We start from the raw sequence: 24,491 nt of genomic DNA, 5'->3' as shown, positions 1-24,491 counted from the left end.
TCACCAATAGCCGCGCCAATGAATATTCCAAATCTGCTTACCGTACTGCGCGTCTTCCTCATTCCGCTCTTCGTCATCCTGTTCTACCTGCCAGTCCATTGGAGTTACTGGACCGCCAGTGCCGTCTTCGCCATCGCCTGTGCGACCGATTGGCTGGATGGCTACCTGGCCCGTCGCCTGGGGCAGAGCACGCCCTTTGGCGCCTTCCTGGATCCGGTGGCGGACAAGCTCATCGTCGCCGTGGCGCTCGTGCTGCTGGTGCAGGAGCATGCCAACGCCTGGCTGACGTTGCCTGCCGTCATCATCGTTGGTCGCGAGATCGTGGTGTCCGCACTGCGTGAGTGGATGGCCGAGCTGGGTGCGCGTGCCCAGGTGGCGGTATCCAATCTGGGTAAGTGGAAGACGGCGGCGCAGATGCTGGCCCTTGTCATTCTGCTGGCCAATCCGCCGCAGATGACTTTCTGGGTGATCAGTGGTTATGCCTTGCTCATCGTCGCGGCGGCCTTGACCCTGTGGTCCATGTGCACCTATCTGATGGCGGCCTGGCCGCACCTGATGAGCGCCGAGAAAAAGAAATAAGTTTTTTGAATCAATGGCTTGACATAAAGGGTAGCTCAGATAGAATGGCGCCCGTCACCAAGCGGGAATAGCTCAGTTGGTAGAGCACGACCTTGCCAAGGTCGGGGTCGCGAGTTCGAGTCTCGTTTCCCGCTCCATGTTTTACATGAGTGTCGCAAGACATTCAGGTTTGAGGCCGGGTGGCAGAGTGGTCATGCAGCGGATTGCAAATCCGTGTACGCCGGTTCGATTCCGACCTCGGCCTCCACTATTGAAAGCCCCGTAGATCTCAGGTCTACGGGGCTTTTCATCATCCAGGGATGTGTGAATACTGGATCAGGTTCTGCGGACTCGGAAATTGCTGAGTCCGGCTATGCCCGAGTGGTGAAACTGGTAGACACAAGGGACTTAAAATCCCTCGACTTAACGGTCGTGCCGGTTCGATTCCGGCCTCGGGCACCATCCAAAGAAAAAGGCCACTCATGCATGAGTGGCCTTTTTTCGTTTAGGAGGGAATCGTCCAGTAGGGTGTTTCATCCGCGTCGCGTTCGATACGGGAACGGCTGTCGAGAATGAAGGCCTCGAGCATGGCGGCGTCGAGCAATTCGGTGCGGGCGATGGGGCGGTTGAGTACCGACTGACCGCTGCGGGAAAAGACCTCGACATCGTAGGCACGCTGATCGCGCGTGGAGATCACGCAGCGCAACGGCTCGAATCCGCCTTTCAGGGTGTTGAAGGCACTGGCGAGTTCGACATAGAGGGTCATCCGGAAGAGCTTCCTGTTCAAAGGTGGCACTGTGACAGCATTGGCTGCTACAGGGTTTCACCTTTGCAGAAAAGTGCCGTCATATCGCGATGCTAGTCGCAAAATCCCGGCGCTGCTTTCGGATTTTCATTGCCAGCCTTGCAGCCAGCATTCTGCATCCTGCAGCTCGTGCCAGTCCAGCGTCCAGGTGCGGCGAGTGAGAACGGCTTGTATATCTATCTGCGAGATGGGGTCGGTCTCGACGTCCGGGGTGTGAACGCGGGTGACGATGAAGTGCTTTTGCCGTTCCCGCGGCTGGACGGCCGTCCATTTGCTGAGCAGCAGCTTGTTGGGGTTGATCTGACGTTGCCTCATCCCTGCATGGCCTCCAGCAGCGGGGCGCTGCGATAACGTTGCAGCAAGGCTTCGAGGTTGCGATCGGGCATGGCGTGGGCCCTGAGCGCCGTGATGGTGCGCTCGACGTACTCCAGGGTGGTGCCGAAATGGCCGCAGGCTTCGGTCAGGACGCGATTGAGGATGTCATCGGAGAGGCTGCCGGCATAGCAGGGGAGATTGCGTTTGAGCACGAAGCCGAGCGCCTGGACCTTGCTGCCGTCTTCGAGGTGACATTGCAGCCAGCGGGGGCGATAGGAGCCATCTGGCATCTCCCGTTTCCAGAGCGCCAGCAGATGATCGTCCAGCTGATCATCGGGCAACTGGTAGGCGAAGCCCGAGCAGGAGCCGCCGCGATCCAGACCCAGTACCAGGCCGGGCTGCTCGGGGGTGCCGCGGTGTAGCTGGGACCAGAGATAGAGGCCACGGTGGTAGCCATGTACCCGAGCCCGGCGCACGGCGACGGCGGGGCACTCGGGGCGCCAGATCAGCGAGCCGTAGGCGAACAGCCACACTGGGCCGGGTTGGCGTTGGGCCAGGGTGGCCTCCAGAGAGGCTACGAGTTCAGGATGGGTGAGCGGGGTGGCGGGCGCCAGCTTGGGGGGATAGGAATCGTGGGTGCTGGAAGAAATCTGTCTGTGCATATGTCGCCTGGTCCTCAACCGCTGGAGCTGCCAGGTCTAGGAACCCGGCACTAAGATCCTAACGAAAGTCCGGGAAGAACTCCTAGACCGTTCGTGCCCATCTTTATGACGCCTGGTTAGGTTGCAGCGAGAAACATGCCAGGGCGCAGCGAAAAAGCGCCAGACGAAAAAAAGCCCGGCGGTTGCCGGGCTGAGAAAAGAGCACGAGACCAATCAGACGCTGGTGCGGATCAGGTGATCGAAGGCGGCCAGAGAAGCCTTGGCGCCTTCGCCCAGAGCAATGACGATCTGCTTGTAGGGCACGGTGGTGACGTCGCCTGCGGCGAAGACGCCGGGCAGGGAGGTCTGGCAACGGGCGTCGACTTCGATCTCGCCGCGCGGCGACAGCTCGACGGTGCCCTTGAGCCAATCGGTATTGGGCACCAGGCCGATCTGTACGAAAACGCCTTCCAGGTCGATGTGATGGAATTCGCTGGAATTGCGATCCTTGTAGACCAGGCCGTTGACCTTCTGGCCGTCACCCTTGACTTCACTGGTGAGGGCGCTGGTGATGACGGTCACGTTGGGCAGGCTGAACAGCTTGCGCTGCAACACGGCGTCGGCACGCAGCTGGCCGTCGTACTCGATCAGAGTCACCTGGGCGACGATGCCGGCGAGGTCGATGGCGGCCTCGACACCCGAGTTGCCGCCACCGATCACGGCGACGCGCTTGCCCTTGAACAGGGGGCCGTCGCAGTGCGGGCAGTAGGCCACGCCGCGGTTGCGGTATTCCTGCTCGCCCGGGACGTTCATTTCGCGCCAGCGGGCACCGGTGGCGAGGATCAGCGTCTTGGCCTTGAGCGAGCCGCCATCGGTGAAGCGAACCTCGTGCAGGCCGCCGGCTTCGTGTGCCGGGATCAGCTGCTCGGCGCGCTGCAGGTTCATGATGTCGACTTCGTACTGCTTGACGTGCTCTTCCAGGGCCATGGCCAGTTTCGGACCTTCGGTCTCCTTGATGGAGATGAAGTTCTCGATAGCCAGAGTGTCCAATACCTGACCGCCGAAACGCTCGGCGGCGACGCCGGTACGAATGCCCTTGCGTGCGGCATAGACGGCGGCTGCGGCACCGGCTGGGCCACCTCCGATGACCAGGACATCGAAGGCGTCCTTGGCGTTGAGCTTGTCGGCGGAGCGGGCAGCGGCGCCGGTGTCGAGCTTGGCGACGATTTCTTCCAGGCCCATGCGGCCCTGGCCGAAGGGTTCGCCGTTCAGGTAGACGCTGGGCACGGCCATGATCTGGCGACGCTCGACCTCGTCCTGGAACAGGGCGCCGTCGACGGCGACGTGCTTGACCCGGGGGTTGAGCACGGCCATGAGGTTCAGGGCTTGCACCACGTCCGGGCAGTTCTGGCAGGAGAGGGAGAAATAGGTTTCGAACTGGTAGTCGCCGTCGAGGGCCTTGACCTGCTCGATGATGTCCTGGCTGGCCTTGGAGGGATGACCGCCCACCTGCAGCAGGGCCAGGACCAGGGAAGTGAATTCGTGGCCCATGGGCAGACCGGCGAAGCGCAGGTCGATGTTCTGACCTGGGGTCAGCAGGGCGAAGGAGGGACGACGCGCATCGCTGCCGTCGGTGCTGAGGCTGACCTGATCGGACAGGCTGGCGATGTCCTGCAGCAGGCTGTGCATTTCACGGGACTTCGCGCCATCGTCGAGGGACGCGACGATCTCGATGGGGCGCGTGACGCGTTCGAGGTAGGTCTTGAGCTGGGCTTTCAGATTGGCGTCCAACATGGCGACGTGGCTTCCGTAAAAAATGGGCAAAAAAAGAGCGCGCGGGCAAGGCGCCCGGGCGCTCGGGCTAGATCAGGCGGGCGTTAGATCTTGCCGACCAGGTCCAGCGAGGGGGTCAGGGTCGCTTCGCCTTCTTTCCACTTGGCGGGGCAGACTTCGCCCGGGTGGTTGGCGACGTACTGGGCAGCGCGGACCTTGCGCAGCAGTTCGCTGGCGTCACGGCCGATGCCGTTGTCGTGGATTTCGCACAGCTTGATCTGGCCTTCCGGGTTGATCAGGAAGGTGCCACGCAGGGCCAGGCCTTCCTCTTCGATCAGGACTTCGAAGTTGCGTGCCAGGCGAGCGGTGGGATCGCCTACCAGCGGGTAGTTCACCTTCTTGATGGCTTCCGAGGTGTCGTGCCAGGCCTTGTGCGCGAAATGGGTGTCGCAGGACACGCCGTAGATCTCGACGCCCAGCTTCTGGAACTCGGGGTACAGGTCAGCAAGGTCTTCCAGTTCGGTGGGGCACACGAAGGTGAAGTCGGCCGGGTAGAAGACAATGGCGGACCACTTGCCCTTCAGATCGGCCTCGGTCACCTGGACGAATTTGCCGTTGTGGTAGGCGGTCGCGGTGAAAGGCTTCACTTCGGTGTTGATCAGGGACATTGATGACTCCTTGATAGGTTTAAGTCAGGGTTGAAATCGATAGGACGCATACTAATCGCATTTTGACGATTCACCTCATTGTTAAAGGCGATGCCAACGATTGGGCGTCTCTATCGGATACTACAGGTATTGAGTCAAATCAGTGACTTAGCCTGCCTCAGGCCGGGCCCAGCGCCTTAGTCGTAGCCGGATGCTGACCCCATTCGCTCCAGGAGCCGTCGTAGAGTCGACCATCCGGCAGGCCGGCGACGCTGAGGGCGAGCAGCAGTACCGCGGCGGTGACGCCACTGCCGCAGCTGGTGATCACCGGATGCAGGCCATCTATACCCAGTGCCTGGAAGCGCTGGCGCAGCTCCTGGGGTGGCAGCAGGGTACCGGCCGCGGTCAGCAGGCTGTCGTAGGGCAGATTCAGGCTGCCGGGCATATGACCAGAGGCCACGCCTGGGCGTGGTTCGGGAGTTTCGCCAGTGAAGCGCTTGGCGCCGCGGGCATCGAGGACCTGGGTCTGGCCCAGGCTGAGCGCGGTCTGCACATCGCCCAGGCCACACAGCAGGCGATTGTTGAAGATGACCGGGTAGGGCGGCTGCGGGCTGGGCTGGTTTTCACCGGCCTCCAGCGGCAGGCCCTGTTCCCGCCAGAGTGGCAGGCCGCCATCGAGCACCATCACCTGGTCGTGGCCGAACAGACGGAACAGCCACCAGGCCCGGGCAGCGGAGAAAAGGCCCTTCTGGTCGTAGACCACCAGGGTCGTCTCGGGGGTGACGCCCAATTCGCCCGCGAGGCGGGCGAAACGACCCGCGGTGGGGACCATGTGCGGCAGCGGGGTGTCCGGATCGGAGAAGTGTTCGATATCGAAGCGCAGGGCACCCGGGATGTGCTGCTGTCGATAGGTCTCGTCGGCGATCTGGGGTTCGTTGGGCAGGTAGAGACTGGCATCGAGGATCAGCAGATCCGGGCGACCGAGTTGCTCCTGCAGCCAGGTGGCGGTGACCAGCGGGGAGGCGATCATGGGCGGCGTTCCTTGATGAACAAAGGGCGACAGCTTAGCGCGCCTGGCGTGACGTGGGCTGTCAGGGATCAGCGGATACTTTATCCTCGTCAGCCTGGCAACTGGATAGATGACTTATGAGCGAACTTAACGGGCAATCCACGGGCGGCAACGATTGGCAACTAGGACGGATCGTCGGTGAACTGCATGAGGCACGCAGCCAATGGCGCGAGACCCATGGACGCTTCCGCGAATTCAGCGGCCGCGAATTGCCGTCGCGCAGCGTCATGGCCAGCGTGATCGAATCCCTGAGCGGTGCGCTCTTTCCGCTGCGCCTCGGTCCGGATCAGTTGCGCCAGGAAAGCGAGGACTTCTATGTCGGCTTCGAGCTGGAGCGCGCGCTCAATGCGTTGATGATCCAGGCGAAGCTGGAGCTGGACTATTTCGCCAAGCAGCGTGGCGAGAATGGCGTCAATCGCGCCGACGAGGCGCGCCGGCTGGTGCAGGCCTTCGCCCTGGCGTTGCCGGACCTGCGCCGTCTGCTGGATACCGACGTGATCGCCGCCTACCAGGGTGATCCCGCGGCGCGCAGCGTGGACGAGGTGCTGCTCTGCTATCCGGGCATCCATGCGATGATCCATCACCGCATCGCCCATCACTTCTATCGCAGCGGCCTGCCGTTGCTGGCGCGCATGGTCAGTGAGCGGGCGCATTCGGCGACCGGGATCGATATCCATCCGGGCGCCCAGATCGGCGAAGGCTTCTTCATCGACCATGGCACGGGCGTGGTGATTGGCGAGACTTGCATCATCGGTGACCGGGTACGCATCTATCAGGCGGTGACCCTGGGCGCCAAGCGCTTCCCGGCCGATGCCGAGGGCAACCTCAAGAAGGGGCACCCGCGCCATCCCATCGTCGAGGACGACGTGGTGATCTATGCCGGAGCGACCATCCTCGGGCGCATCACCATCGGCCAGGGCTCGACCATCGGCGGCAACGTCTGGCTGACCCATGGCGTGCCGGCCAACAGCAACGTCAGCCAGGCCAGCCTGCAGGGCTGCGCCGGTCTGGCTCAGGAGTAGTCGGCGGCGTTGTCACGAGCGAACTTGGCGAGAAAGCGCCGGGTTCGTTCCTCGCGTGGGTGATTGAACAACTCGGCCGCCGGGCCCTGCTCGACGATGCGTCCACCGTCCATGAACAGCACCCGGTGGGCGACGTCGCGGGCGAAGGCCATCTCGTGGGTGACGATGAGAAGGGTGCGACCCTCCTGGGCCAGCCCGCGGATGGTCTCCAGCACCTCGCCGACCCGTTCGGGATCCAGCGCCGAGGTGGGTTCGTCAAAGAGGATGGCCTGGGGGCGCATGGCCAGCGCCCGGGCGATGGCGACCCGCTGCTGCTGGCCACCCGATAGCTGCCCTGGATAGCTGTCGACCTTGTCGGCCAACCCGACCTTGGCCAGCAGCTCGCGACCGCGGACGAGGGCGGTATCGCGCGGCTCGCCCTGGACGATGAGGGGACCCTCGATCACGTTCTCCAGCGCGGTGCGATGGGGAAACAGATTGAAGTTCTGGAAGACGAAGCCCATGCGCTGGCGCAACGTGCGAATGCTGCCCTGCTGGGCCTTGAGCGGCCGGTTGGCATCGATGCGCAGGTCCCCCAGGCGGATGCTGCCGGCCTCCGGGGTCTCCAGCAGATTCAGGCAACGCAGCAGGGTGGTCTTCCCCGAGCCGCTGGGACCGATGATGGCCACCACCTCGCCTTGAGCCACCTGGAGGTCGATGGCCTGGAGCACGGTCTGCTGTTGAAAGGACTTGGACAGCCCCTGCACCTCGATCATGACGGGCCTCGCTCGTTGATGTGACGCCCGTAGTGCCGTTCCAGGCGATTCTGCAGGGTGGACAACAAGCTGGCCAGCACCCAGTAGAGCAGCGCCGCGGCCAGGTAGAGACTGAAGATCTCGAAGGTGCGGGCAGTGATCAGCTGGGCCTGGCGGAACAGCTCAGGCACCTGGATGGTGGCGGCCAGCGAGGTGTCCTTCACCAGCGAGATGAAGCTGTTGCCCAGTGGCGGCAGGGCGATGCGCAGGGCCTGGGGCAGGATGGCCCGCCTCAGGGTCTGCAATGGCGTCATGCCGATGCTGGCGGCGGCTTCCCACTGGCCGCGGTCGATGGCGCCGATGGCCGAGCGGATGATTTCCGCGGTGTAGGCGGCCATGTTCAGCGAGAAGCCGATCAGCGCCGCCGGCAGCGGATCGAGCTGCAGACCCAGCTCGGGCAGGCCGTAGTAGATGACGAACAGCTGCACCAGCAGCGGCGTACCCCGGAAGAACGAGATGTACAGCCGCGCCAGGCTGCGTAGCGGCAGGCTCTGGGAGCGACGCAACAGGGCCAGGCCGAAGCCCAGCAGCAGGCCGAAGAACATGCCGCCGAGGCTGAGGACCACGGTCCAGATCGCGCCCTTCAGGAGGAAGGGCAGCGAATCGAGCAGGAGCTGTAGCGTGTCGCTCATTGGGTGACGTCGGCCTTGAACCACTTCTCGGAGATCTTGGCCAGGGTGCCGTCGGCGCGCAACTTGGCGATGGCCTGGTCGACCGCTGCATGGAATTCCGGATCACCCTTGCGTTCGGCGATGCCCGACTCCTGGCGGCTGAAAGGTTCGCCGGCCAGGGCCAGACGATCCTTGGTCTTGGACAGCAATTCCAGGGCGGCCAGGCGGTCGACGAGGATGGCGTCGATGCGGCCGACGCGCAGGTCCTGGTACTTGGTGGGATCGTCTTCGTAGGTGCGCACGTCCGCCTTGGGTACGTTCTGGCGCAGCCACTGCTCGTAGTTGGTTCCCAGGCCGACACCGACCTTCTTCCCGGCGAGATCGGCGGCGGTCTTGATACTGTCGACGTCGTCCTTGCGCACCAGGGCCTGGATGCCGGAGACGGTGTAGGGGGTGGAGAAATCGTATTTCTTCTTGCGCTCGTCGCTGATGGTGACCTGGTTGATCACCACGTCCAGACGACGGGATTCCAGGGCGGCCAGCAGGCCATCCCACTTGCCGGGCTGAATCTTGGCATCGACGCCCAGTTCCTTGGCCAGGGCCTTGGCGAAGTCCACTTCGAACCCGGTCAGTTGGCCCTGTTCGTTCTGGAAGCTGAAGGGCGGGTAGGTGCCTTCCAGGCCGACGACGAGTTCGCCGCGCTGCTTGACGGTCTGCAGGAGGTCTTCCGCCTGGGCGGTGGCCTGGTGGGCCAGGCCCAGGGCCAACAGCAGGGTGGCGCTACGGAGCAGACGCTGGGGGAGAGGCTTGCGCATGAAGGAAATCCTTGAGGTTGTTAGGGTGCGCCACTATGGGGGTGTCTGATCTGACATCCCAAGTCCGAAAACTGCTGACGTTATGCCATCGTCCAGTTCGTTGCTAGCCGATCACGCCAACCAGTCGCCATAGCCGAAGGTGCCCGGCGCGCCGCCGGTGTGCAGGAAGACCAGCGGGCCGGGTGGCAGGGCGCCGCTCGCCACCAGGTCCAGCAGGCCGGCCATGGCCTTGCCAGTGTAGACCGGGTCGAGCACCAGGCCTTCCAGTCGGCCCAGCCGGCGAATGGCCGCCAGGGTGCCGGCATTGGGTTCGCCATAGCGGGGGCCGAAGTAGCCGTCGCGTAGCTGCGGCGGATCCTGGGGCAGCGCGACGCCCAGCAGCTCGGCCAATTGCTGGCGCAGCTGGGTGACCTTGGGCAACTGGTCGGCCTGGGTACGGGAGACGGTGACGCCGATCACCGGCAGGTCGGGGCGCAAATGGTGCAAGGCCAGATCCAGGCCGGCCTGGGTGCCGGCACTGCCGGAGGCCAGGATGATGGCCGCGGGTTGCAGGTCCAGGGCGTCCAACTGAGCGTCCAGTTCCAGACCCGCACGCACATAGCCGAGGGCGCCCAGGGCGCTGGAGCCACCAATGGGAATCACCCAGGGCTTGCGTCCTTGCTGACGCAGGCGCTCGGCTTCGGCCTCCAGCTGGCGGATCGGGTCGTCGAGTGCGGCGACCGACCTGATCTCGGCACCGAACAGTTCCAGCAGCAGGCGATTGCCGCCGTGCAGGTAGCCGCGATCCGCGGTGGCGATGGGATTTTCCAGCAGGGCGACGCAGGCCAGGCCCTGTTGCGCGGCGACGGCGGCGGTCTGACGGACATGATTGGACTGGATGGCCCCGGCGGTCACTAGGGTGTCGGCGCCGACGGCCAGCGCCTCGGCGACCAGGTATTCCAGCTTGCGCACCTTGTTGCCGCCCAGGGCCAGGCTGGTGGTGTCGTCGCGCTTGCAGTAGACCGGTCGGCCCAGCTCCGCCGAGAGCCGCGGCAGGACCTCCAGCGGGGTCGCCGAGGGTTGCAGCGTCAGGCGCGGAAAGCGGGCGAGGGCAGTGGCGAGCATGGCGGGACCCTGGGCAGTGAAGAGGGCATCACTCTAGGGCCAAGCCCTGCCCGCCAGCAATCCTGGCCTCAGGCGAGGTCCGGACGACGCGCCCAGGCCTGGGGCACCAACGAGCGCAGCAGTACGCCGTAGAGGGGTACGAAGAGCAGCAGGCTGACCGTCAGCTTGACGCCGTAGTCGACCAGGGCGATCTCTGGCCAGTGGCTGGCCATGAAGGGATTGTCGCTGTGCCAGAAGGCGATGGAAAAGAAGGCCAGGGTATCGAGGGCGTTGCCGAACAGGGTCGAGACCGTGGGCGCCAGCCACCAGTGGCGCGAACGCCGCAACCGGTCGAACACCTGGATGTCGAGCAGCTGGCCGAGCACATAGGCGCAGAAGCTGGCCAGGGAGATGCGCAGGACGAAAACGTTGAGCGCGGCCAGCGCCGCCCAGCCCTGGAAGCTGCCGTCCTGGAACAGCACCGAGACCGCGTAGGAAACCACCAGCGCTGGGAGCATGACCCGGGCGATGACCTGGCGGGCCGGCGCCTTGCCCATCACTCGGACGGTGAGGTCGGTGGCGAGAAAGATGAAGGGAAAGCTGAAGGCGCCCCAGGTGGTGTGCCAGCCGAACAGCTGCAATGGCAACTGCACTAGGTAGTTGCTGGCGATGATGATGAGGATATGGAAGGCGACGAGCGCGGCCACGAGGGCACGCTTCGGGGTGGCAAGCAAGGCAGACATGGGCAGTCCTTTTTTGGTTACCTGGGGTGAGGGAACCCAGGGCGCTGAGGCGGGGCGGCATTCTACGGATTCGCGGCGCGCCTGGCGAGGGTGCGGTGGTCGGCGCCCGATCGAAAGGCTCATCAACGCGATGGGCAGAGCGGGCAGCCTCCTGCTAACTTGTACGACTTCCGCACCGACAGAGAGCTTCCTGATGCACTTTCGATCGCTGGGTCGTACCGATCTCAAGGTTAGCGCCATCGCGCTGGGCACCATGACCTGGGGTGAGCAGAACACCGAGGCCGAGGCCTTCGAACAGCTGCGTGCCGCCAAGGCCGCTGGGGTCAACTTCATCGACACGGCGGAGATGTATCCGGTGCCGCCACGTGCCGAGACCTATACCCGCACCGAGACCATCATCGGCAACTACTTCCGTCGGCATGGCGATCGTGCCGACTGGGTGCTGGCCAGCAAGGCGGCCGGTCCGGGGCGCGACATGGACTATATCCGCGAGGGCGGTCTGGCCTTTACCAAGGCCAATCTCACCGCGGCGTTGGAGGCCAGTCTCCAGCGGCTCAACACAGACTATCTGGATCTCTACCAGCTGCACTGGCCGGATCGCCGCACCAACTACTTCGGTCAGCTGGGCTACGAGCACAGCGAGGCGGCCTTCACGCCCCTCGAAGAGACCCTGGAGGCCCTCGACGGCCTGGTGCGCGCGGGCAAGGTCCGCCATGTGGGGCTGTCCAACGAGACGCCCTGGGGCGTCCAGCAATTCCTGCACCTGAGCGAGACCCGGGGTTGGCCGCGGGTGGTCTCCATCCAGAATCCCTACAACCTGCTCAATCGCAGCTTCGAGGTGGGACTGGCGGAGCAGGCCATCCGCGAGCAGGTGGGCTTGCTGGCCTATTCGCCGCTGGCCTTCGGCGTGCTGGCGGGCAAGTACCTGCAGGGCGCGCGCCCAGAAGGGGCGCGGCTGACCCTGTTCGAACGCTTCCAGCGCTACAGTAATCCCCAGGCGCAAAGGGCTGCCCAGGCCTATGTCGAGCTGGCACGGGAACGCGGTCTGGATCCGGCGCAGATGGCCCTGGCCTTCGTCACCAGCCGGCCCTTCGTGACCAGCAACATCATCGGCGCCACCTCTCTCGCTCAGCTGGAAAGCAACCTGGCGAGCAGCGAATTGGTACTGGACCAGGAAACCCTGGCCGCCATCGAAGCCATCCACGTCGACCAGCCCAATCCGGCGCCCTGATCGCGCGGTATCCGGCGCCCGGTACAGCAGCGGTACCGGGCGCTTTTTTTGGCTCGCCTGACTGGACGGTGACCAACAGGGCAGTGGCGCAAGGCCTGCTGTCCGCGACGCCTATTAAAATCGCGGCCCCGACGCCCTAGAGTCGGTCGGACCTTCCACGCCTGCAGGTGTCCGTCATGACGTCGTACGAAATCGTGCTCCTGGGTGACCAGGACGCTTCCATCGTGGCTCATCAGGCCATCCCCCAGGCCCTGGCGCTGACCGCCAGGACATTGGGCATCACGTTGCGATCACGCTGGCTGCCGAGTGTGGCGGCCGATGGCGCCCTGGCTGAGTGCGATGGCCTCTGGTGCGTGCCGGGTAGTCCCTACCGTAATCGAGACGGGGTGCTGGCGAGCATTCGCACCGCCCGTGAACGGCGGATTCCCTTTCTCGGTACCTGTGGCGGGCTGCAGTACGCCCTGCTGGAGTACGCTCATGCCGTGTTGGGCTGGACGGATGCGGCCCACGCCGAGGAGGATCCGCTGACGTCGCGAGCGCTGCTGGCGCCCCTGAGCTGTGCCCGCATCGAGTATCACAATGAGCTCCGCCTGGAGCCCGGTTCGCGCCTGGCGGAGGGCGAGGGCGAGGGCGGTCTGCGGGCGCAGGCCAGCTATCACTGTCGCTTCGGCGTGAATCCCGAGTACCTGCCGGCCTTGCTCGCCGCCGGCTGGCGGGTACTGGCCTGGGATGAGGAAGAGGTGCCCGTGGCCTTCGAGCTGGGTACCCAGCCCTGCCACTTCGGCACCCTCTATCAGCCCGAGCGTGAGGCGCTGACCGGCCGGGTGCCCGCCGCGGTGCGCGCCTGGCTGGAGGCCGTGGTCGCAGCGCGGAGACCGCAGCCATGAGCCGGCCGGACCTGCCGCCCGATTGCGTGGTGATCGCCTTCGTCTCGCAACGGGCAGACGACGATCCGGCCTATGAGCGCATGGCGGCGCGCATGCTTGAGCTGGCGCAGGCGCAACCGGGCTTTCTCTGGGTGGAATCGGTACGCGGCGCCGATGGCCTGGGTATCACCCTGTCCTATTGGACCGACCAGGCCGCGGTTGCGGCCTGGGGTGCCCATCCGGAGCATCGCCAGGCGCAACGGTTGGGCCATGAACGCTGGTATCGCTGGCATGACACCTGGGTCCTGCGGCTGCTGTCGTCGCGCTTCGGGACTGGCGTCATTCCAGGCGGATCGCGCCCAGCGCCGGAGTGACGCGAATCCAGCCGATGCGACTGTCTTCGCCGATCAGCATGACCTTCTTCCAGGGGCGGAAGGGCGCGCTTTCCAGGACCAGGATGCGGTCCCCTGGTTCGAGCATGGCGAGCAGTTGGCGATTGGCGACCACGCTGCGCTCCGGCATTGAGGGATACTGCATCAGCGGAATCTGGCCGCCACGGATCTGCCAGGTTTCGCCACTGGCGGCGTTGATGAAGGTCGGCAGCCGCGTCAGCAGGATGGCCAGCGCGAAGAACCCGATCAGCAGCAGGACGAGCCGCTGCGTCACGGTGCGGGCGGCAACGATATCGGGTGACAGCTTGCCAAGCGAGGACATGGGAATGGCTCTGGGCGGCGGACGGTAGAGGCTCGATGCTACCGTCGTGCGGCCCATTGACATCATTCACATGAAGGAAAGGTCAACGGCTGCTCATTCGCCAGTGCCAGACTGTGAACGGCCGCAAAGCGGCCGGCTAGAGGGGCGGCTCAGGGCGCCAGCTGGCGGGTGACTTCCACGGCCTTGTCGAAGGACGGATAGCCACTCTTGGCCACCGCCAGCTCGCCATAGGCGCTCTTGTAGGTCTGCGCCTGGATGGGATCCGCTTCAGGAACCAGGAAGGGATCTGTGTACAGGCGATAGAGCAGGGCATAGGCCAGCGGATAACGATGATCGGCAGAGGCGTTCAGCAATTCCAGGACATCATCGGTCTGCGGGCCCTGCTTGATGGCGATCACCGCGCGATAGAACTCCACCTCGCCATCGGCACTGGTCCCGCCGTTGCGCAAGAGCAGGGCATCCGCGAGCTTGAGCTGTTCTTCGCTGCCACCCAATACCAGCAGCTTGGCCTGCAACAGGTCGTTCTGGCGCAGCAGGGTGGTCTGTTCCGCGCTGAGCGGCCGCGTTTCCGCTACCTCGTGGTGACCGCCCAGGGAGCAGCCGGCGAGGGAAACACACAGCAACGGGAGCATCCATTTCTTCATGTCGAGATCTATCCGCGGAGTCGTGACGCTGGTTCCAAACTTTGGACGATAGCAGTTCTTTGCAGCTTTGCGCAGAACCGGAAGGCAATCCTGGAGTCGTATCCGCACGTCCACAGAGCGCCCATGCCTGGCTATTTCCAGCGTCGCGCGCTTCGGGCATTGTATGCGACAAGCGGCTGGATAGACCGCCGTTCGTTTTGCCTTCACGTACAGATCAAAGGACTCCCATGATCACCAAATGTCTGTTTCCGGCAGCCGGCTATGGCACTCGTTTTCTCCCTGCGACCAAAGCCATGCCCAAGGAAATGCTGCCCATTGTGAACAAGCCGCTGGTGCAGTACGCCGTGGAGGAAGCTCTGGAGGCGGGCCTGCATCAGATCGGGATCGTCACCGGTCGTGGCAAGCGCTCGCTGGAAGACCATTTCGACATCAGCTACGAGCTGGAAAGCCAGATCAAGAACACCGACAAGGAAAAGTACCTGGTCGGCATTCGCAAGCTGATCGACAACTGCACCTTCTCCTACACCCGTCAGGTGGAAATGAAGGGCCTGGGTCACGCCATCCTGACCGGCCGCCCGCTGATCGGTGACGAGCCCTTCGCCGTGGTCCTGGCGGACGACCTCTGCCTGAACCTGGAAGGCGACAGCGTCCTCAAGCAGATGGTCAAGCTGTACAACCAGTTCCGCTGCTCCATCGTGGCCATCCAGGAAGTCCCGGCCAACGAGACCAACAAGTACGGTGTGATCGCCGGCGAGATGATCCGTGACGACATCTACCGGGTGAACAACATGGTCGAGAAGCCCAAGCCGGAAGATGCGCCGTCCAACCTGGCGATCATCGGCCGCTACATCCTGACCCCGGACATCTTCGACCTGATCGAACAGACCGAGCCGGGCAAGGGTGGCGAGATCCAGATCACCGACGCCCTGATGAAGCAGGCCCAGGATGGTTGCGTACTGGCCTACAAATTCAAGGGGCAGCGTTTCGATTGCGGTAGCGCGGAAGGCTTCGTGGAAGCCACCAACTTCTGCTTCGAGAATCTGTACAAGGCGCTGTAAGACGCCCTGTGCGATGGACGAGGCCACCTGCGGGTGGCCTCGTCGTTTCTGGCGGTCGGCCAGCCGTGCCGCTGCCCGGGGTGGCCTTGCGTTATGCTGGCGCCAGCAGCAGCAGAGAGAGAGCTCCATGACGACCTATGATTTCGACCTCTTCGTGATCGGCGCCGGTTCGGGCGGCGTGCGCGCGGCGCGTTTCGCCGCCGACTTCGGGGCCCGGGTGGCGGTAGCGGAAAGCCGTTACCTCGGCGGAACCTGTGTGAACGTGGGCTGCATGCCCAAGAAATACTTCATCTACGGCGCTTCCTTTCGCGATGAATTCCGTCAGGCCCGGGGCTATGGCTGGGACGCCGAGGTCCCGGCCTTCGACTGGAATACCCTGGTCGCCAGCAAGGATCACGAGATCCGCCGGTTGAACGGCATCTACCGCGCCCTGCTGGTCAACAGCGGAGTGACCCTGCTGGAGGCCCATGCCCGCATCCTCGATCCCCACACCGTCGAGGTGGAAGGCCGGTGTTATCGCTGCGAGCGCATCCTCATCGCCACCGGTGGCTGGCCGGACGTACCGGATTTCCCTGGTCGCGAGCATGCCATCACCTCCAACGAAGCCTTCTACCTGCCGGAGCTGCCCAAGCGGGTGGTGGTGGTGGGCGGTGGCTACATCGCCGTGGAATTCGCCTCGATCTTCCAGGGCCTGGGCGCCAAGACCACCCTGCTGTATCGCCGCGAACTTTTCCTGCGCGGCTTCGACCAGGGCGTGCGCGAGCACCTGCGCGACGAGATGCTCAAACGTGGCCATGATCTGCAGTTCAACGCCGACGTGGCGCGGATCGACAAGGTCGCCGATGGCAGCCTGCAGGTGACGCTCAAGGACGGGCGCGTCCTGGAAGCCGATTGCGTCTTCTATGCCACTGGCCGCCGGCCGATGCTGGATGACCTGGGGCTGGAAAACACCGGGGTCGCCCTGGACGAGCGGGGCTTCATCGAGGTCGGCGAGACCTTCCAGACCACGGAGCCATCGATCTACGCCATCGGCGACGTCATCGGTCGGGTGCAACTGACCCCGGTGGCGCTGGCCGAGGGCATGACCCTGGCGCGACACCTGTTCAGCCCCGACAGCTATCGCCCGCTGAACTACGACCTGATCGCCAGCGCGGTCTTCAGCCTGCCCAACCTGGCCAGCATCGGCCTGAGCGAGGAAGAGGCGCGCGAGCGTGGCCACCGGCTGAAGATCTTCCAGAGCAGCTTCCGGCCGACTAAGCTGAGCTTGACCGAGGTGCAGGAGCGCACCCTGATGAAGCTGGTGGTGGATGCCGACAGCGATCAGGTGCTGGGTTGCCACATGGTGGGGCCGGACGCCGGCGAGCAGATCCAGTGCCTGGCCATCGCCCTCAAGGCCGGAGCGACCAAGGCCTGCTTCGACGACACCCTGGGCATCCACCCCACCGCCGCGGAAGAGTGGGTCACCATGCGCAAACCGGTTCGCGAGGACGAGGCGCGCTGATCGGGCGCCTCGCCGCCGCGCGCATTACTTGGGTAGCGGCGCTACCACGGGCGTGACAGGCGCTACCGCCTCACGCTTGGCGTAGCGCTGGGCCAGCACCGCGCAGACCATCAGCTGGATCTGGTGGAACAGCATGATCGGCAGCAGCACCGGCCCCATGGTGCTGCCGGCGAACAGCACCTTGGCCATGGGCACCCCCGTGGCCAGGCTCTTCTTGGAACCGCAGAAGACCACGGTGATTTCGTCTTCCTTGCTCATGCCCAGCAGCCGCGCGCTGTAGCGGGTGGCGAGCAGCACCAGGGTCAGCAGGGTGGCGCAGATGAACACCAGGCCCACCAGCGACAGGATCGGCGTCTCCCGCCAGAGGCCTTCGATCACCGCTGCACTGAAGGCGGTATAGACCACCAGCAGGATGGAGCCCTGGTCGACGAACTTGAGCTTGCCCTTGTGGCGGTCCACCCAGTGGCCGATCACCGGGCGCAGCAGCTGGCCGGCGACGAAGGGCAGCAGCAGCTGGACGCAGATCTTGACGATGGCATCCAGGGTGCTCTGGCCATCCGAGCCGCCATGGGCGTCGAGCAGCAGCCGGACCAGCAGCGGCGTGAGGAAGATACCGAGCAGGCTGGACAACGACGCGCTGCAGACCGCCGCCGAGACATTGCCGCGGGCCATGGAAACGAAGGCGATGGAGGACTGCACCGTGGCGGGCAGGGCGCACATGAACAGCACGCCCAGATAGAGCTCGGGCGTCACCAGCGGCGCCAGCAGCGGCTGCAGCGCCCAGCCCAGCAGCGGAAAGCTGACGAAAGTGAAGGCGAACACCAGCAGGTGCAGCCGCCAATGGGTGATGCCGGCCACCAGTGCCTGGCGCGACAGCTTGGCGCCATGCAGGAAGAACAGCAGGCCGATGGCGATGTTGGTCACCACGTTGGCGATCTGGGCGGCGAGGCCCCGGCAGGGCAGCACGCTGGCGAGAATCACCGTGGCGACCAGCATTAGGGTGAAGTTATCGGGCATCAGGCGGGGACGAGCCATGGTCTCTCTCGGGTTGTCTGCGAATAGCCCCAAGGCTATCGTCTCCTGACCTAGCCGACTAACGCGAAAAGCCCCAATGATGTCGTCAAACGGACAGTCTGCGGTCGAACGTCCCGTTCCCGAACTCGCCAACCTGCCACGGCGCCTCTATGCCCGGGTCGAATCCCTGGCGCAACCGGCCTGGACACCCTGGCACCGGCATCCCTGGGGGCAGCTGTCCTATGCCATCAAGGGCGTGCTCACGGTGACCACCGCCGAGGGCAGCTATGTGGCGCCACCGCAGCGGGCGGTGTGGATCGCCGCCGATGTCGAGCATCAGGTGCGTTCCTCGCCCAGGGCGGAGATGCGCAGTCTCTATGTCGGTGCCGAGGCGGCGCCCTATGTCGGTGAGCGCTGTCGGGTGGTGGCGGTGAGTCCCTTGATCCGTGAGCTGATCAAGACCTTCAGTGGCTTCGCCCGGGAGTATGACGAGGACGGCACCGAGGGAAGGCTGGTGTCGGTGATGCTGGATCAGTTGCAGGCGGCGCCCGAGGTGGGGCTATCGCTGCCGGCGCCCCAGGATGGCCGGCTGCGCCTGCTGTGCGAGGCCCTGGCGGCCAATCCGTCGGACGATCGTACCCTGGCGCAGTGGTCCGGGGTGCTGGGCGCCTCGGAAAAGACCCTGAGTCGGGCTTTTCTGCGGGATACCGAGCTGACCTTCAGAACCTGGCGGCAGCGGTTGCGGCTGATCAGTGCCCTGGAGCGCCTGGAGCAGGGCGCCGCGGTGACCGAGGTGGCGCTGGATTGCGGCTACAACTCGCCGTCGGCCTTTATCGCCGCCTTTCGCCGGCAGTTCGGCGCGACACCCGGGGCCTTCGCCCTGGGGGTCTAAGGGTCAGGCGGTAGCGCCAAGCAGATTCAGGTAGTCGCCGAAGCCGCCGCGCGCGCGGCAATCCAGCCGCGAGCTGGTACGGACGCGTACGCTGTTGCTCCAAGCGATGCGTGCGCCCTGAGTCTTGAGCGCCGTGACCAGGCTGACGTCTTCATCCACGGTCATGGAGGGGAAACCGCCCGCCTGTAGATAGGCTGCGGTAGAAATGCCGAAGTTGGCGCCATGGATGTGCTGATGGCCTTCGCGGTCGTGATAGGCCGCCTCATAGCGGGCTCTCAGACCAGGCGAATGTGGCGTCCAGTCATCCACCTCCACCACGCCACAGACGGCATCGGCGCCATAGGCGAGCTGGGCGGCGAACCAGTCCGGCGCCACCTCGGAGTCCGCATCGGTGCAGGCCAGCCAGCGAGCGCCACGCTGGATCAGGTGCGCCGCACCGGTCGCCCGGGTCAGGCCGACGTTGCAGGCCCAGACCTCCAGGGCGGTCACCGGCAAGCGGCGAACGATGTCGGCGGTGCCGTCGGTGCAGCTGTCCAGCACGATGACGATCTCGACGGCTTCACCCAGCAGCGCCGGATGTCGCGCGGCGCGCAGCACCGATTGCAGGCAGCGTTCGACGTGTTGCTCTTCGTTATGAGCGGGTATCACGGCACCTATCATAGAAGCTGCTCCCGGCGGGCGACGGAGGTGGGGTCGGAGGACCAGAGGGTGAGGAGAAAATCGGATTCTTCGAGGTGGCTCAGGCGATGCAGGCCGGGCAGGGCGGCCATGCGTTCGTGGACCTGGTCGCCGGTCAGGGCGCAGCCTTCGATGGGGTGGCGCCAGTGGCAACCGAGCAGGACACCGCCGGGTAGCAGGGCGCTGTGAGCGCGATCCAGCAAGGCAGCCAGGCCGTTCTCGCCGAGGTAGTAGCCGATCTCGCTGATGACGATGAGATCGAAGGCGCCTGCCGGCCAGGCGTCCGGCAACAGCAGGTGGCGTACCTCGACATGGGCCTGATCGGCCAGGCGCTCGCGGGCCGTGGCGACCGCGGAGGCGTTGCCGTCGCTGACCAGCAGGCGTTCGCAACGCTCGGCCAGCCGCCTGGACAGCTCACCAGTGGAACAGCCCGGCTCGTAGCCCTGGGTGTAGCGGCGGTGGGGCAGCATGGCCAGGGTCAGGTCCCGCTTGCGCGCCTCGTACCAGCGATGACGATAGTCCCAGGGGTCTTCACTGCTGGCGTACAGGGAGTCGAAATAGCTCATGGAGACGGTCACGTCAGATAGACCTCCCAGGCACGGGTGAGACGGGCGACCACCGCAGGCGGCAGGATCGGCCCCTGTCCCGTGCTGGCATCCTCGGTCAACTGACTGCCGAAGGCATTCACTGCACGCTTCTTCAGCGCCAAAACGTCTTCTTCCAGATCCAGGCGGCGCGCTCTTTCCCAGGGCACCCGTGGGTCACCCGGAGCGGCCCAGTGCCAGGTCCAGACCGGTACTTCGATGCAGCGAGCGCCACGCAGCCGGCAGGCTTCCACCGCAGCGCGGCCGGTGGCTTCGTGATCGGGATGGCCATCCAGCCGCCAGGTGGCGAAGACCACGTCCTCGGGCGTGATGAACTCCAGCAGCCGCTGTTGCAGCACGGCTTCCTGCTCGCTCACCTGGCCATCCGGAATCGCCAGGCGCGTCACGGTGGCGCGCTCCAGGCGCAGGCGGCGCAGGGCTTCGCGGGTCTCCAGCGGACGGGTATTGCGCAGTCGGGTGGTGGGCCAGAGGGTGGATCGCGGGTGGCTGCCGTCGCCATCGGTGACCGCTACCAGCGCCAGGCGGCGACCCAGTTCACCCAGCTGGCAGAGCAGGCCGCCGCAGCCTAGGATCTCGTCGTCCGGATGCGGCGCGACGACCACCGCGCGATGTCCGGGCGGGACCAGTTGCGACGCCTCGATGGCCGGCATCTCGCCAAAGCCGGACCACTGTAGCCAGGCCTCGGGCGTGGTGCCGGCTCCTTGAATCTGACGATCGCCTACAGTTGCCAAGGGGCACCCTCCAGCAGATTGAGGTCACCCAGTACCGCCAGATCACGCTCGGCATGACTCTGGCGCAGGTAGACCGGCAGGTCCGCCATATGGCGGGCGCAGTAGGCGTCGCGGCATAGCGGCGCGGCGCCAAAGGCCCGGCCGGTATGGCGGACGACGATTTCGGCGCACTGTTCGACCAGGGCCCGTAGCTGGCAGATGGGATAGCGGGCGTCCGCTACAGGCTCCTGATCTATCCAGTGGGCCGCCTGACGCAGCGCGGTCGCGGCGCCGAGCAACGCGGCATCCACGTGGCCCAGATGGGCCAGGGCATGGGGCTCGCGATGGCGTTTGCAGTAGGCGCGCAGGGTGTCGGCCAGGGCGGTGGCCGAGCCATACCAGCAGGCGGCGATTCCCCCGCCGCCGTGCCAGAAGCCAGGGCGATGCAGATAACGGCCAGGGGCACCGACCAGTACGCCGGCTGCACCATCGAACAGCACGTCGACGCTGCCCGTATGCTGCATGCCGATCGCCCGCCAGCCGTCCTGAGTGACCTCGACGCCGGGTTGATTCATTTCCACCGCCACCAGCATCGGATGGTCGTCCATCCAAGCGGTGACCAGGGCGTGACTGACCAGAGCGGCACCGGAGCACCAGGACTTGCGGCCGTGCAGGGTGACCATGCTGTCGGCGCCATAGCGCACCAGCAGCCGGGCATCCGGCGGCTCGGCTGCCCAGACACCCCAGAGGCTGGCGGGCGGCGGCACGAAGCCATCCAGTTCGCTGAGGATGGCGAGGGCGTCGGTGTGGCCTTCGTACAGCTTGACCAGGCCCAGGTCGTGATTGGCTACCTTGGCCAGGGCGCGCCAGCGCTCCAGGGTCTGCCCCTGGCCTGGCAGCGGCAGGCGATCGAGGCCGCGCTGGTTGAGAATCTGGAGTCGGTGTTGCAGCAGTGCAGGAGTGACCTCGTCATAGGCCCACTCGTCCAGGGTGTCCTGAAGGTTATCCAGATCGATCGACATCGGCTCCATCCCGTGGCTGGCGACGGCGCTGTCCACGACAACGCTCGTTAGTGCAGACCACGGGCAACGCGGAGGGGTTTCGCTTAGGCGGTACGTTGGCCGACGGCAGGCGCGTCGCTACTCGACGCCCAGCCGTTTGCGCCGTGCCGCCGTGAGGCCCTGGCGCACCTTGGCATACCCGGCCCAGGGATCATCCTTGAGCGCTTCGAGGCGTGGCAGCAGGGAGTCGAAGCGCCATTGATCGCTCGCCTCCAGGGACGACAGCTCCTCGCGAGCGATGGGCACCGAAACGCCAAGGTGCGGACGGGCGCGCAGGGAAAAGGCGCTGACCGTGGTGGCGCCATGGCGATTGCGCAGATAGTCGACGAAGATCCGCCCCTGGCGATTCTGCGCGCCCATCTTGGCGGCGAAGAGCTTGGGCAGGGTATTGGCCAGGTGCTGCGCTGCCGCCTGAGCGAAGGCCTTGACGATCTCCCAGTCCTGGCGCCGATCCAGGGGCACCACCAGGTGCAGGCCGCGACCGCCGCTGGTCTTGACGAAGGCCTGCAGCTCCAGCTCGTCGAGCAGGGTCAGTACCAGCTCCGTCGCCTCCACCATGCGCGACCAGGGCAGGGCGGGATCAGGGTCGAGATCGAGGATGAAGCGGTCGGGGCGCTCGATACGGTCAGCGGTGGCATTCCAGGTATGGAGTTCCACCGTACCCATCTGGGCCGCACCGATGAGCGCCTCGCGGCTGTCGATGACCATCAGGGGAGCGTGGCCGGGATCCAGTACCGGATCCAGTTCGCGGATGTGGGGGATCGCCAGGGTCTGCTTGTGCTTCTGGAAGATTTGCTCGCCAGCGATGCCCTCGGGCGTGCGGACCAGGGCGACGGGCCGGTCGGCCAGGTGCGGCAGGATCCAGTCGGCGACGGCGGCGTAGTAGCCGGCCACGTCGAGCTTGCGGGCGCCGCTGGCGTCGTCGATGACCCGCTCCGGATGGCTGATGCGTACCCCGGCCACGGTGGCATCCCTCTCCTTGCCTGCGGACGGGCGGCGTGAGGCAGAGGGGGGCGCCGCCTCGGCCTCCCGGGCCGGAGTCGCCTCCTCCAGCCCGATCTCCCGGGCTGGCTTGTCGTCGCGCAGGCCATGGAAGACGCCCTGGCGGACGATGCGATCCTGGGTCATCTCGGCGTAGGCGATTTCGCACAGCTGTTCGGGCTTCAGCCAGGTCACCTCGCGGTAGGCGGCGCCCTTGGGCGGATCCACCACGGGTGGCCGCTCTACGATCAGCGGCTGGAATCTGCCATGCAGTTGTTTGAGCATCGCTGCGGTGAAACCGGTGCCGACCTTGCCGGCATAGTGCAACTCCCCTTGCTCATCATGCAGCGCCACCAGGAGCGCGCCCAGGTGCTGCCGCCCGCCCTTGGGCGGGGTGTAGCCGACGATGATGAATTCCTGGCGGTGGGCACACTTGAGCTTGATCCAGTCCTTGTTGCGCCGAGAGCGATAGGGGCTGCCCAGGCGCTTGCCGATAACCCCCTCGAGACCGAGTTCGCAGGCACTCGCCAGGATGCGATCGGCGGGCACCTCGAAGGCGGCGGAAAAGCGCAGCAGGTCGCTGTCGTTGCTGTCCTCCAGCAGTTTGCCCAGCAGCTCGCGGCGCTGCTCGACCGGGACCTCGCGCAGGTCTGCACCGTTCAGATAGGGCATGTCGAACAGGTAATAGGCGATGCGGGTGGCCTTGCCGGTCTCGAAGGCATTCTGCAGCGCCTGGAAGCTGGAGACGCCCTGGCCGTCGTTGACCACGATCTCGCCGTCCAGCCAGGCGTTGTCGAGGCCCAGCGCGGCCAGCGCCCGGGCCTGTTCCGGCAGGCGCTCGGTCCAGTCGTTGCCGCTACGGGTGAAGAGGCGCACCTCGCCGCCTTCGATGTGGGCGAGCAGGCGGTAGCCGTCGTATTTCACCTCATACAGCCAGTCGCCGGCGGGTGGACTGTCGACCAGGGTGGCGAGTTGCGCCTCCAGGGTCTCCGGTAATTCGGCCTTACGCGCCTTGGCCCTGCGTGCCGGCGGCTTGGGACTGGTCGAGCGGGTGCTGGCCTTGGTCTGTTTGCCCTGACCCAGGCGCGGTAGGGTCTTGTCGCTCAGCACACTGTCGGGCTCGGCGGCGGTCACGTCGTAGTCGGCGATGTCACGGGCCTGATCGTCGCGTTCCTTGATCAGCAACCACTGAGGCTTGTCGCTATGACCCTGCAACCGGGTGCGCACCAGGGTCCAGTGGCCGCGCAGCTTTTCGCCCCTGAGTTCGAACTTGAGCTTGCCGGCGGCATAGCCTTCGGCCGCATCGCCATCGGCCTGCCACTCGCCGCGATCCCAGACGATGACGTCGCCCGCGCCGTACTGACCTTCGGGAATGCTGCCCTCGAAACTGCCATAGGCGAGGGGATGATCCTCGACCTGCACCGCCAGGCGCTTTTCACCCGGGTCCAGGCTGGGCCCCTTGGGCACCGCCCAGCTCTTGAGGGTGCCGTCCAGTTCCAGGCGGAAGTCATAGTGCAGACGGCGCGCGTCGTGCTTCTGGATGACGAAGCTCAGAGCGCCCTTGGCCTTGCGTCGACGTGGGTTGTCCTCGTCACGCGGCTCGGCGGTGATGTCGAAGTTGCGCTTGCGGTTGTATTCGCTGGTCGAAGGAGCCATGGCA

At 65.3% G+C, this 24,491-nt stretch carries 27 protein-coding genes and 3 tRNA genes; 11 read left to right on the top strand and 19 right to left on the bottom strand.

What is annotated here, in order from left to right; all coding sequences use genetic code 11:
- The first annotated feature begins 18 nt into the window (after positions 1 to 18).
- The 4 genes from pgsA (at position 19) to NRG74_RS07290 (ending at position 1,020) form a co-directional block, all read left to right on the top strand.
- Positions 19 to 579: a CDP-diacylglycerol--glycerol-3-phosphate 3-phosphatidyltransferase gene (pgsA, locus tag NRG74_RS07305; RefSeq protein WP_017639981.1), complete on the top strand. Its 561-nt coding sequence runs from the start codon at positions 19 to 21 to the stop codon at positions 577 to 579.
- Positions 580 to 640: 61 nt separating this feature from the next.
- Positions 641 to 716, top strand: a tRNA-Gly gene (locus tag NRG74_RS07300).
- 36 nt (positions 717 to 752) lie between these two features.
- Positions 753 to 826 (top strand) — tRNA-Cys (locus NRG74_RS07295).
- Between the two features lie 107 nt (positions 827 to 933).
- A tRNA-Leu gene (locus tag NRG74_RS07290) sits at positions 934 to 1,020 on the top strand.
- Positions 1,021 to 1,063: 43 nt separating this feature from the next.
- On the opposite strand, the gene NRG74_RS07285 is transcribed toward NRG74_RS07290, so the two are convergent.
- The 6 genes from NRG74_RS07285 to sseA form a co-directional block, all read right to left on the bottom strand.
- Positions 1,064 to 1,324, bottom strand: a complete 261-nt coding sequence (locus NRG74_RS07285; RefSeq protein ID WP_007161858.1) for a hypothetical protein — start codon at positions 1,322 to 1,324, stop codon at positions 1,064 to 1,066.
- Positions 1,325 to 1,450: 126 nt separating this feature from the next.
- Entirely contained in the window at positions 1,451 to 1,678 is a 228-nt protein-coding gene (locus NRG74_RS07280) for a TIGR02450 family Trp-rich protein (protein ID WP_064308814.1), read from the bottom strand.
- Positions 1,675 to 2,340, bottom strand: a complete 666-nt coding sequence (locus NRG74_RS07275; RefSeq protein ID WP_017639979.1) for a gamma-glutamylcyclotransferase — start codon at positions 2,338 to 2,340, stop codon at positions 1,675 to 1,677. The genes NRG74_RS07280 and NRG74_RS07275 overlap by 4 nt, the downstream gene beginning before the upstream one ends.
- Positions 2,341 to 2,553: 213 nt before the next feature.
- Positions 2,554 to 4,113 (bottom strand): alkyl hydroperoxide reductase subunit F, encoded by a 1,560-nt coding sequence (ahpF, locus tag NRG74_RS07270; protein WP_257706162.1) that lies wholly within the window; start codon positions 4,111 to 4,113, stop codon positions 2,554 to 2,556.
- Between the two features lie 83 nt (positions 4,114 to 4,196).
- Positions 4,197 to 4,760 (bottom strand): alkyl hydroperoxide reductase subunit C, encoded by a 564-nt coding sequence (gene ahpC, locus NRG74_RS07265; protein ID WP_007161854.1) that lies wholly within the window; start codon positions 4,758 to 4,760, stop codon positions 4,197 to 4,199.
- Between the two features lie 157 nt (positions 4,761 to 4,917).
- Positions 4,918 to 5,769 (bottom strand): 3-mercaptopyruvate sulfurtransferase, encoded by an 852-nt coding sequence (gene sseA / locus NRG74_RS07260; protein ID WP_257706161.1) that lies wholly within the window; start codon positions 5,767 to 5,769, stop codon positions 4,918 to 4,920.
- 116 nt (positions 5,770 to 5,885) lie between these two features.
- Between sseA and epsC the strand changes: the two genes are divergently transcribed.
- Complete coding sequence (epsC, locus tag NRG74_RS07255; RefSeq protein ID WP_017639976.1) at positions 5,886 to 6,830, top strand: serine O-acetyltransferase EpsC; 945 nt, start codon at positions 5,886 to 5,888, stop codon at positions 6,828 to 6,830.
- Here the strand turns inward: epsC and tcyN are convergent.
- From tcyN to NRG74_RS07230, 5 genes are all read right to left on the bottom strand, one after another.
- On the bottom strand, positions 6,821 to 7,585 hold the full coding sequence (tcyN, locus tag NRG74_RS07250; RefSeq protein WP_064308811.1) for an L-cystine ABC transporter ATP-binding protein TcyN: 765 nt from the start codon (positions 7,583 to 7,585) through the stop codon (positions 6,821 to 6,823). The genes epsC and tcyN overlap by 10 nt on opposite strands.
- Positions 7,582 to 8,256 carry a cystine ABC transporter permease gene (gene tcyL, locus NRG74_RS07245; RefSeq protein ID WP_064308810.1) on the bottom strand — a complete coding sequence of 225 codons (675 nt, stop codon included), beginning with the start codon at positions 8,254 to 8,256 and terminating at the stop codon, positions 7,582 to 7,584. The genes tcyN and tcyL overlap by 4 nt, the downstream gene beginning before the upstream one ends.
- A complete protein-coding gene (gene tcyJ, locus NRG74_RS07240; protein WP_257706160.1) occupies positions 8,253 to 9,050 on the bottom strand; it encodes a cystine ABC transporter substrate-binding protein in 798 nt (265 codons plus the stop codon). Before tcyJ ends, tcyL begins: the two co-directional genes overlap by 4 nt.
- Before the next feature lie 111 nt (positions 9,051 to 9,161).
- Complete coding sequence (locus tag NRG74_RS07235) at positions 9,162 to 10,154, bottom strand: D-cysteine desulfhydrase (RefSeq protein ID WP_257706159.1); 993 nt, start codon at positions 10,152 to 10,154, stop codon at positions 9,162 to 9,164.
- Between the two features lie 68 nt (positions 10,155 to 10,222).
- The gene (locus tag NRG74_RS07230) at positions 10,223 to 10,876 is read right to left on the bottom strand and encodes a 7-cyano-7-deazaguanine/7-aminomethyl-7-deazaguanine transporter (RefSeq protein WP_257706158.1); all 654 of its coding nucleotides are present in this window, start codon (positions 10,874 to 10,876) and stop codon (positions 10,223 to 10,225) included.
- A 193-nt stretch (positions 10,877 to 11,069) separates the two neighbouring features.
- On the opposite strand from NRG74_RS07230, the gene NRG74_RS07225 reads away from it, so the two are divergent.
- From NRG74_RS07225 to NRG74_RS07215, 3 genes are all read left to right on the top strand, one after another.
- Entirely contained in the window at positions 11,070 to 12,107 is a 1,038-nt protein-coding gene (locus NRG74_RS07225; RefSeq protein ID WP_173147314.1) for an NADP(H)-dependent aldo-keto reductase, read from the top strand.
- A 176-nt stretch (positions 12,108 to 12,283) separates the two neighbouring features.
- On the top strand, positions 12,284 to 12,994 hold the full coding sequence (locus NRG74_RS07220; protein ID WP_257706157.1) for a glutamine amidotransferase-related protein: 711 nt from the start codon (positions 12,284 to 12,286) through the stop codon (positions 12,992 to 12,994).
- Positions 12,991 to 13,347, top strand: coding sequence for an antibiotic biosynthesis monooxygenase family protein (locus NRG74_RS07215; RefSeq protein WP_257706156.1), 357 nt, complete (start codon positions 12,991 to 12,993; stop codon positions 13,345 to 13,347). The genes NRG74_RS07220 and NRG74_RS07215 overlap by 4 nt, the downstream gene beginning before the upstream one ends.
- Here NRG74_RS07215 and NRG74_RS07210 read toward each other — a convergent pair.
- Both NRG74_RS07210 and NRG74_RS07205 read right to left on the bottom strand, forming a co-directional pair.
- On the bottom strand, positions 13,313 to 13,687 hold the full coding sequence (locus NRG74_RS07210) for a hypothetical protein (protein WP_064308804.1): 375 nt from the start codon (positions 13,685 to 13,687) through the stop codon (positions 13,313 to 13,315). The genes NRG74_RS07215 and NRG74_RS07210 overlap by 35 nt on opposite strands.
- 149 nt (positions 13,688 to 13,836) lie before the next feature.
- A complete protein-coding gene (locus NRG74_RS07205) occupies positions 13,837 to 14,319 on the bottom strand; it encodes a hypothetical protein (RefSeq protein ID WP_231355378.1) in 483 nt (160 codons plus the stop codon).
- A gap of 239 nt (positions 14,320 to 14,558) precedes the next feature.
- Between NRG74_RS07205 and galU the strand changes: the two genes are divergently transcribed.
- Both galU and gorA read left to right on the top strand, forming a co-directional pair.
- A complete protein-coding gene (gene galU, locus NRG74_RS07200) occupies positions 14,559 to 15,389 on the top strand; it encodes a UTP--glucose-1-phosphate uridylyltransferase GalU (RefSeq protein WP_007161840.1) in 831 nt (276 codons plus the stop codon).
- Positions 15,390 to 15,516: 127 nt separating this feature from the next.
- Complete coding sequence (gorA, locus tag NRG74_RS07195; RefSeq protein WP_257706155.1) at positions 15,517 to 16,890, top strand: glutathione-disulfide reductase; 1,374 nt, start codon at positions 15,517 to 15,519, stop codon at positions 16,888 to 16,890.
- Positions 16,891 to 16,914: 24 nt separating this feature from the next.
- Here the strand turns inward: gorA and NRG74_RS07190 are convergent, their stop codons facing one another.
- Positions 16,915 to 17,925, bottom strand: coding sequence for a bile acid:sodium symporter family protein (locus NRG74_RS07190; RefSeq protein ID WP_184288526.1), 1,011 nt, complete (start codon positions 17,923 to 17,925; stop codon positions 16,915 to 16,917).
- 76 nt (positions 17,926 to 18,001) lie between these two features.
- Here NRG74_RS07190 and NRG74_RS07185 point away from each other — a divergent pair, with 76 nt between their 5' ends.
- Positions 18,002 to 18,796, top strand: a complete 795-nt coding sequence (locus tag NRG74_RS07185) for an AraC family transcriptional regulator (protein ID WP_257706154.1) — start codon at positions 18,002 to 18,004, stop codon at positions 18,794 to 18,796.
- Between the two features lie 3 nt (positions 18,797 to 18,799).
- On the opposite strand, the gene NRG74_RS07180 is transcribed toward NRG74_RS07185, so the two are convergent.
- The 5 genes from NRG74_RS07180 to ligD all read right to left on the bottom strand — a co-directional run bounded on the left by NRG74_RS07180 (position 18,800) and on the right by ligD (position 24,487).
- Positions 18,800 to 19,456: a glycosyltransferase gene (locus NRG74_RS07180; protein WP_160922323.1), complete on the bottom strand. Its 657-nt coding sequence runs from the start codon at positions 19,454 to 19,456 to the stop codon at positions 18,800 to 18,802.
- Positions 19,453 to 20,052 carry a class I SAM-dependent methyltransferase gene (locus tag NRG74_RS07175; protein WP_017639961.1) on the bottom strand — a complete coding sequence of 200 codons (600 nt, stop codon included), beginning with the start codon at positions 20,050 to 20,052 and terminating at the stop codon, positions 19,453 to 19,455. Before NRG74_RS07175 ends, NRG74_RS07180 begins: the two co-directional genes overlap by 4 nt.
- Entirely contained in the window at positions 20,049 to 20,810 is a 762-nt protein-coding gene (locus NRG74_RS07170; RefSeq protein ID WP_236712145.1) for a PIG-L deacetylase family protein, read from the bottom strand. Before NRG74_RS07170 ends, NRG74_RS07175 begins: the two co-directional genes overlap by 4 nt.
- Positions 20,798 to 21,811, bottom strand: a complete 1,014-nt coding sequence (locus NRG74_RS07165) for an acyl-CoA dehydrogenase (protein ID WP_371913893.1) — start codon at positions 21,809 to 21,811, stop codon at positions 20,798 to 20,800. The genes NRG74_RS07170 and NRG74_RS07165 overlap by 13 nt, the downstream gene beginning before the upstream one ends.
- A 117-nt stretch (positions 21,812 to 21,928) precedes the next feature.
- Positions 21,929 to 24,487, bottom strand: a complete 2,559-nt coding sequence (ligD, locus tag NRG74_RS07160) for a DNA ligase D (protein WP_257706153.1) — start codon at positions 24,485 to 24,487, stop codon at positions 21,929 to 21,931.
- Between the last annotated feature and the right edge of the window lie 4 nt (positions 24,488 to 24,491).

This window comes from Pseudomonas oryzihabitans, assembly GCF_024652905.1.
Taxonomy (GTDB): domain Bacteria; phylum Pseudomonadota; class Gammaproteobacteria; order Pseudomonadales; family Pseudomonadaceae; genus Chryseomonas; species Chryseomonas benzopyrenica.
Note: the sequence above shows the minus strand (reverse complement) of the source record. Positions and strands in the feature narration are given on the sequence as shown.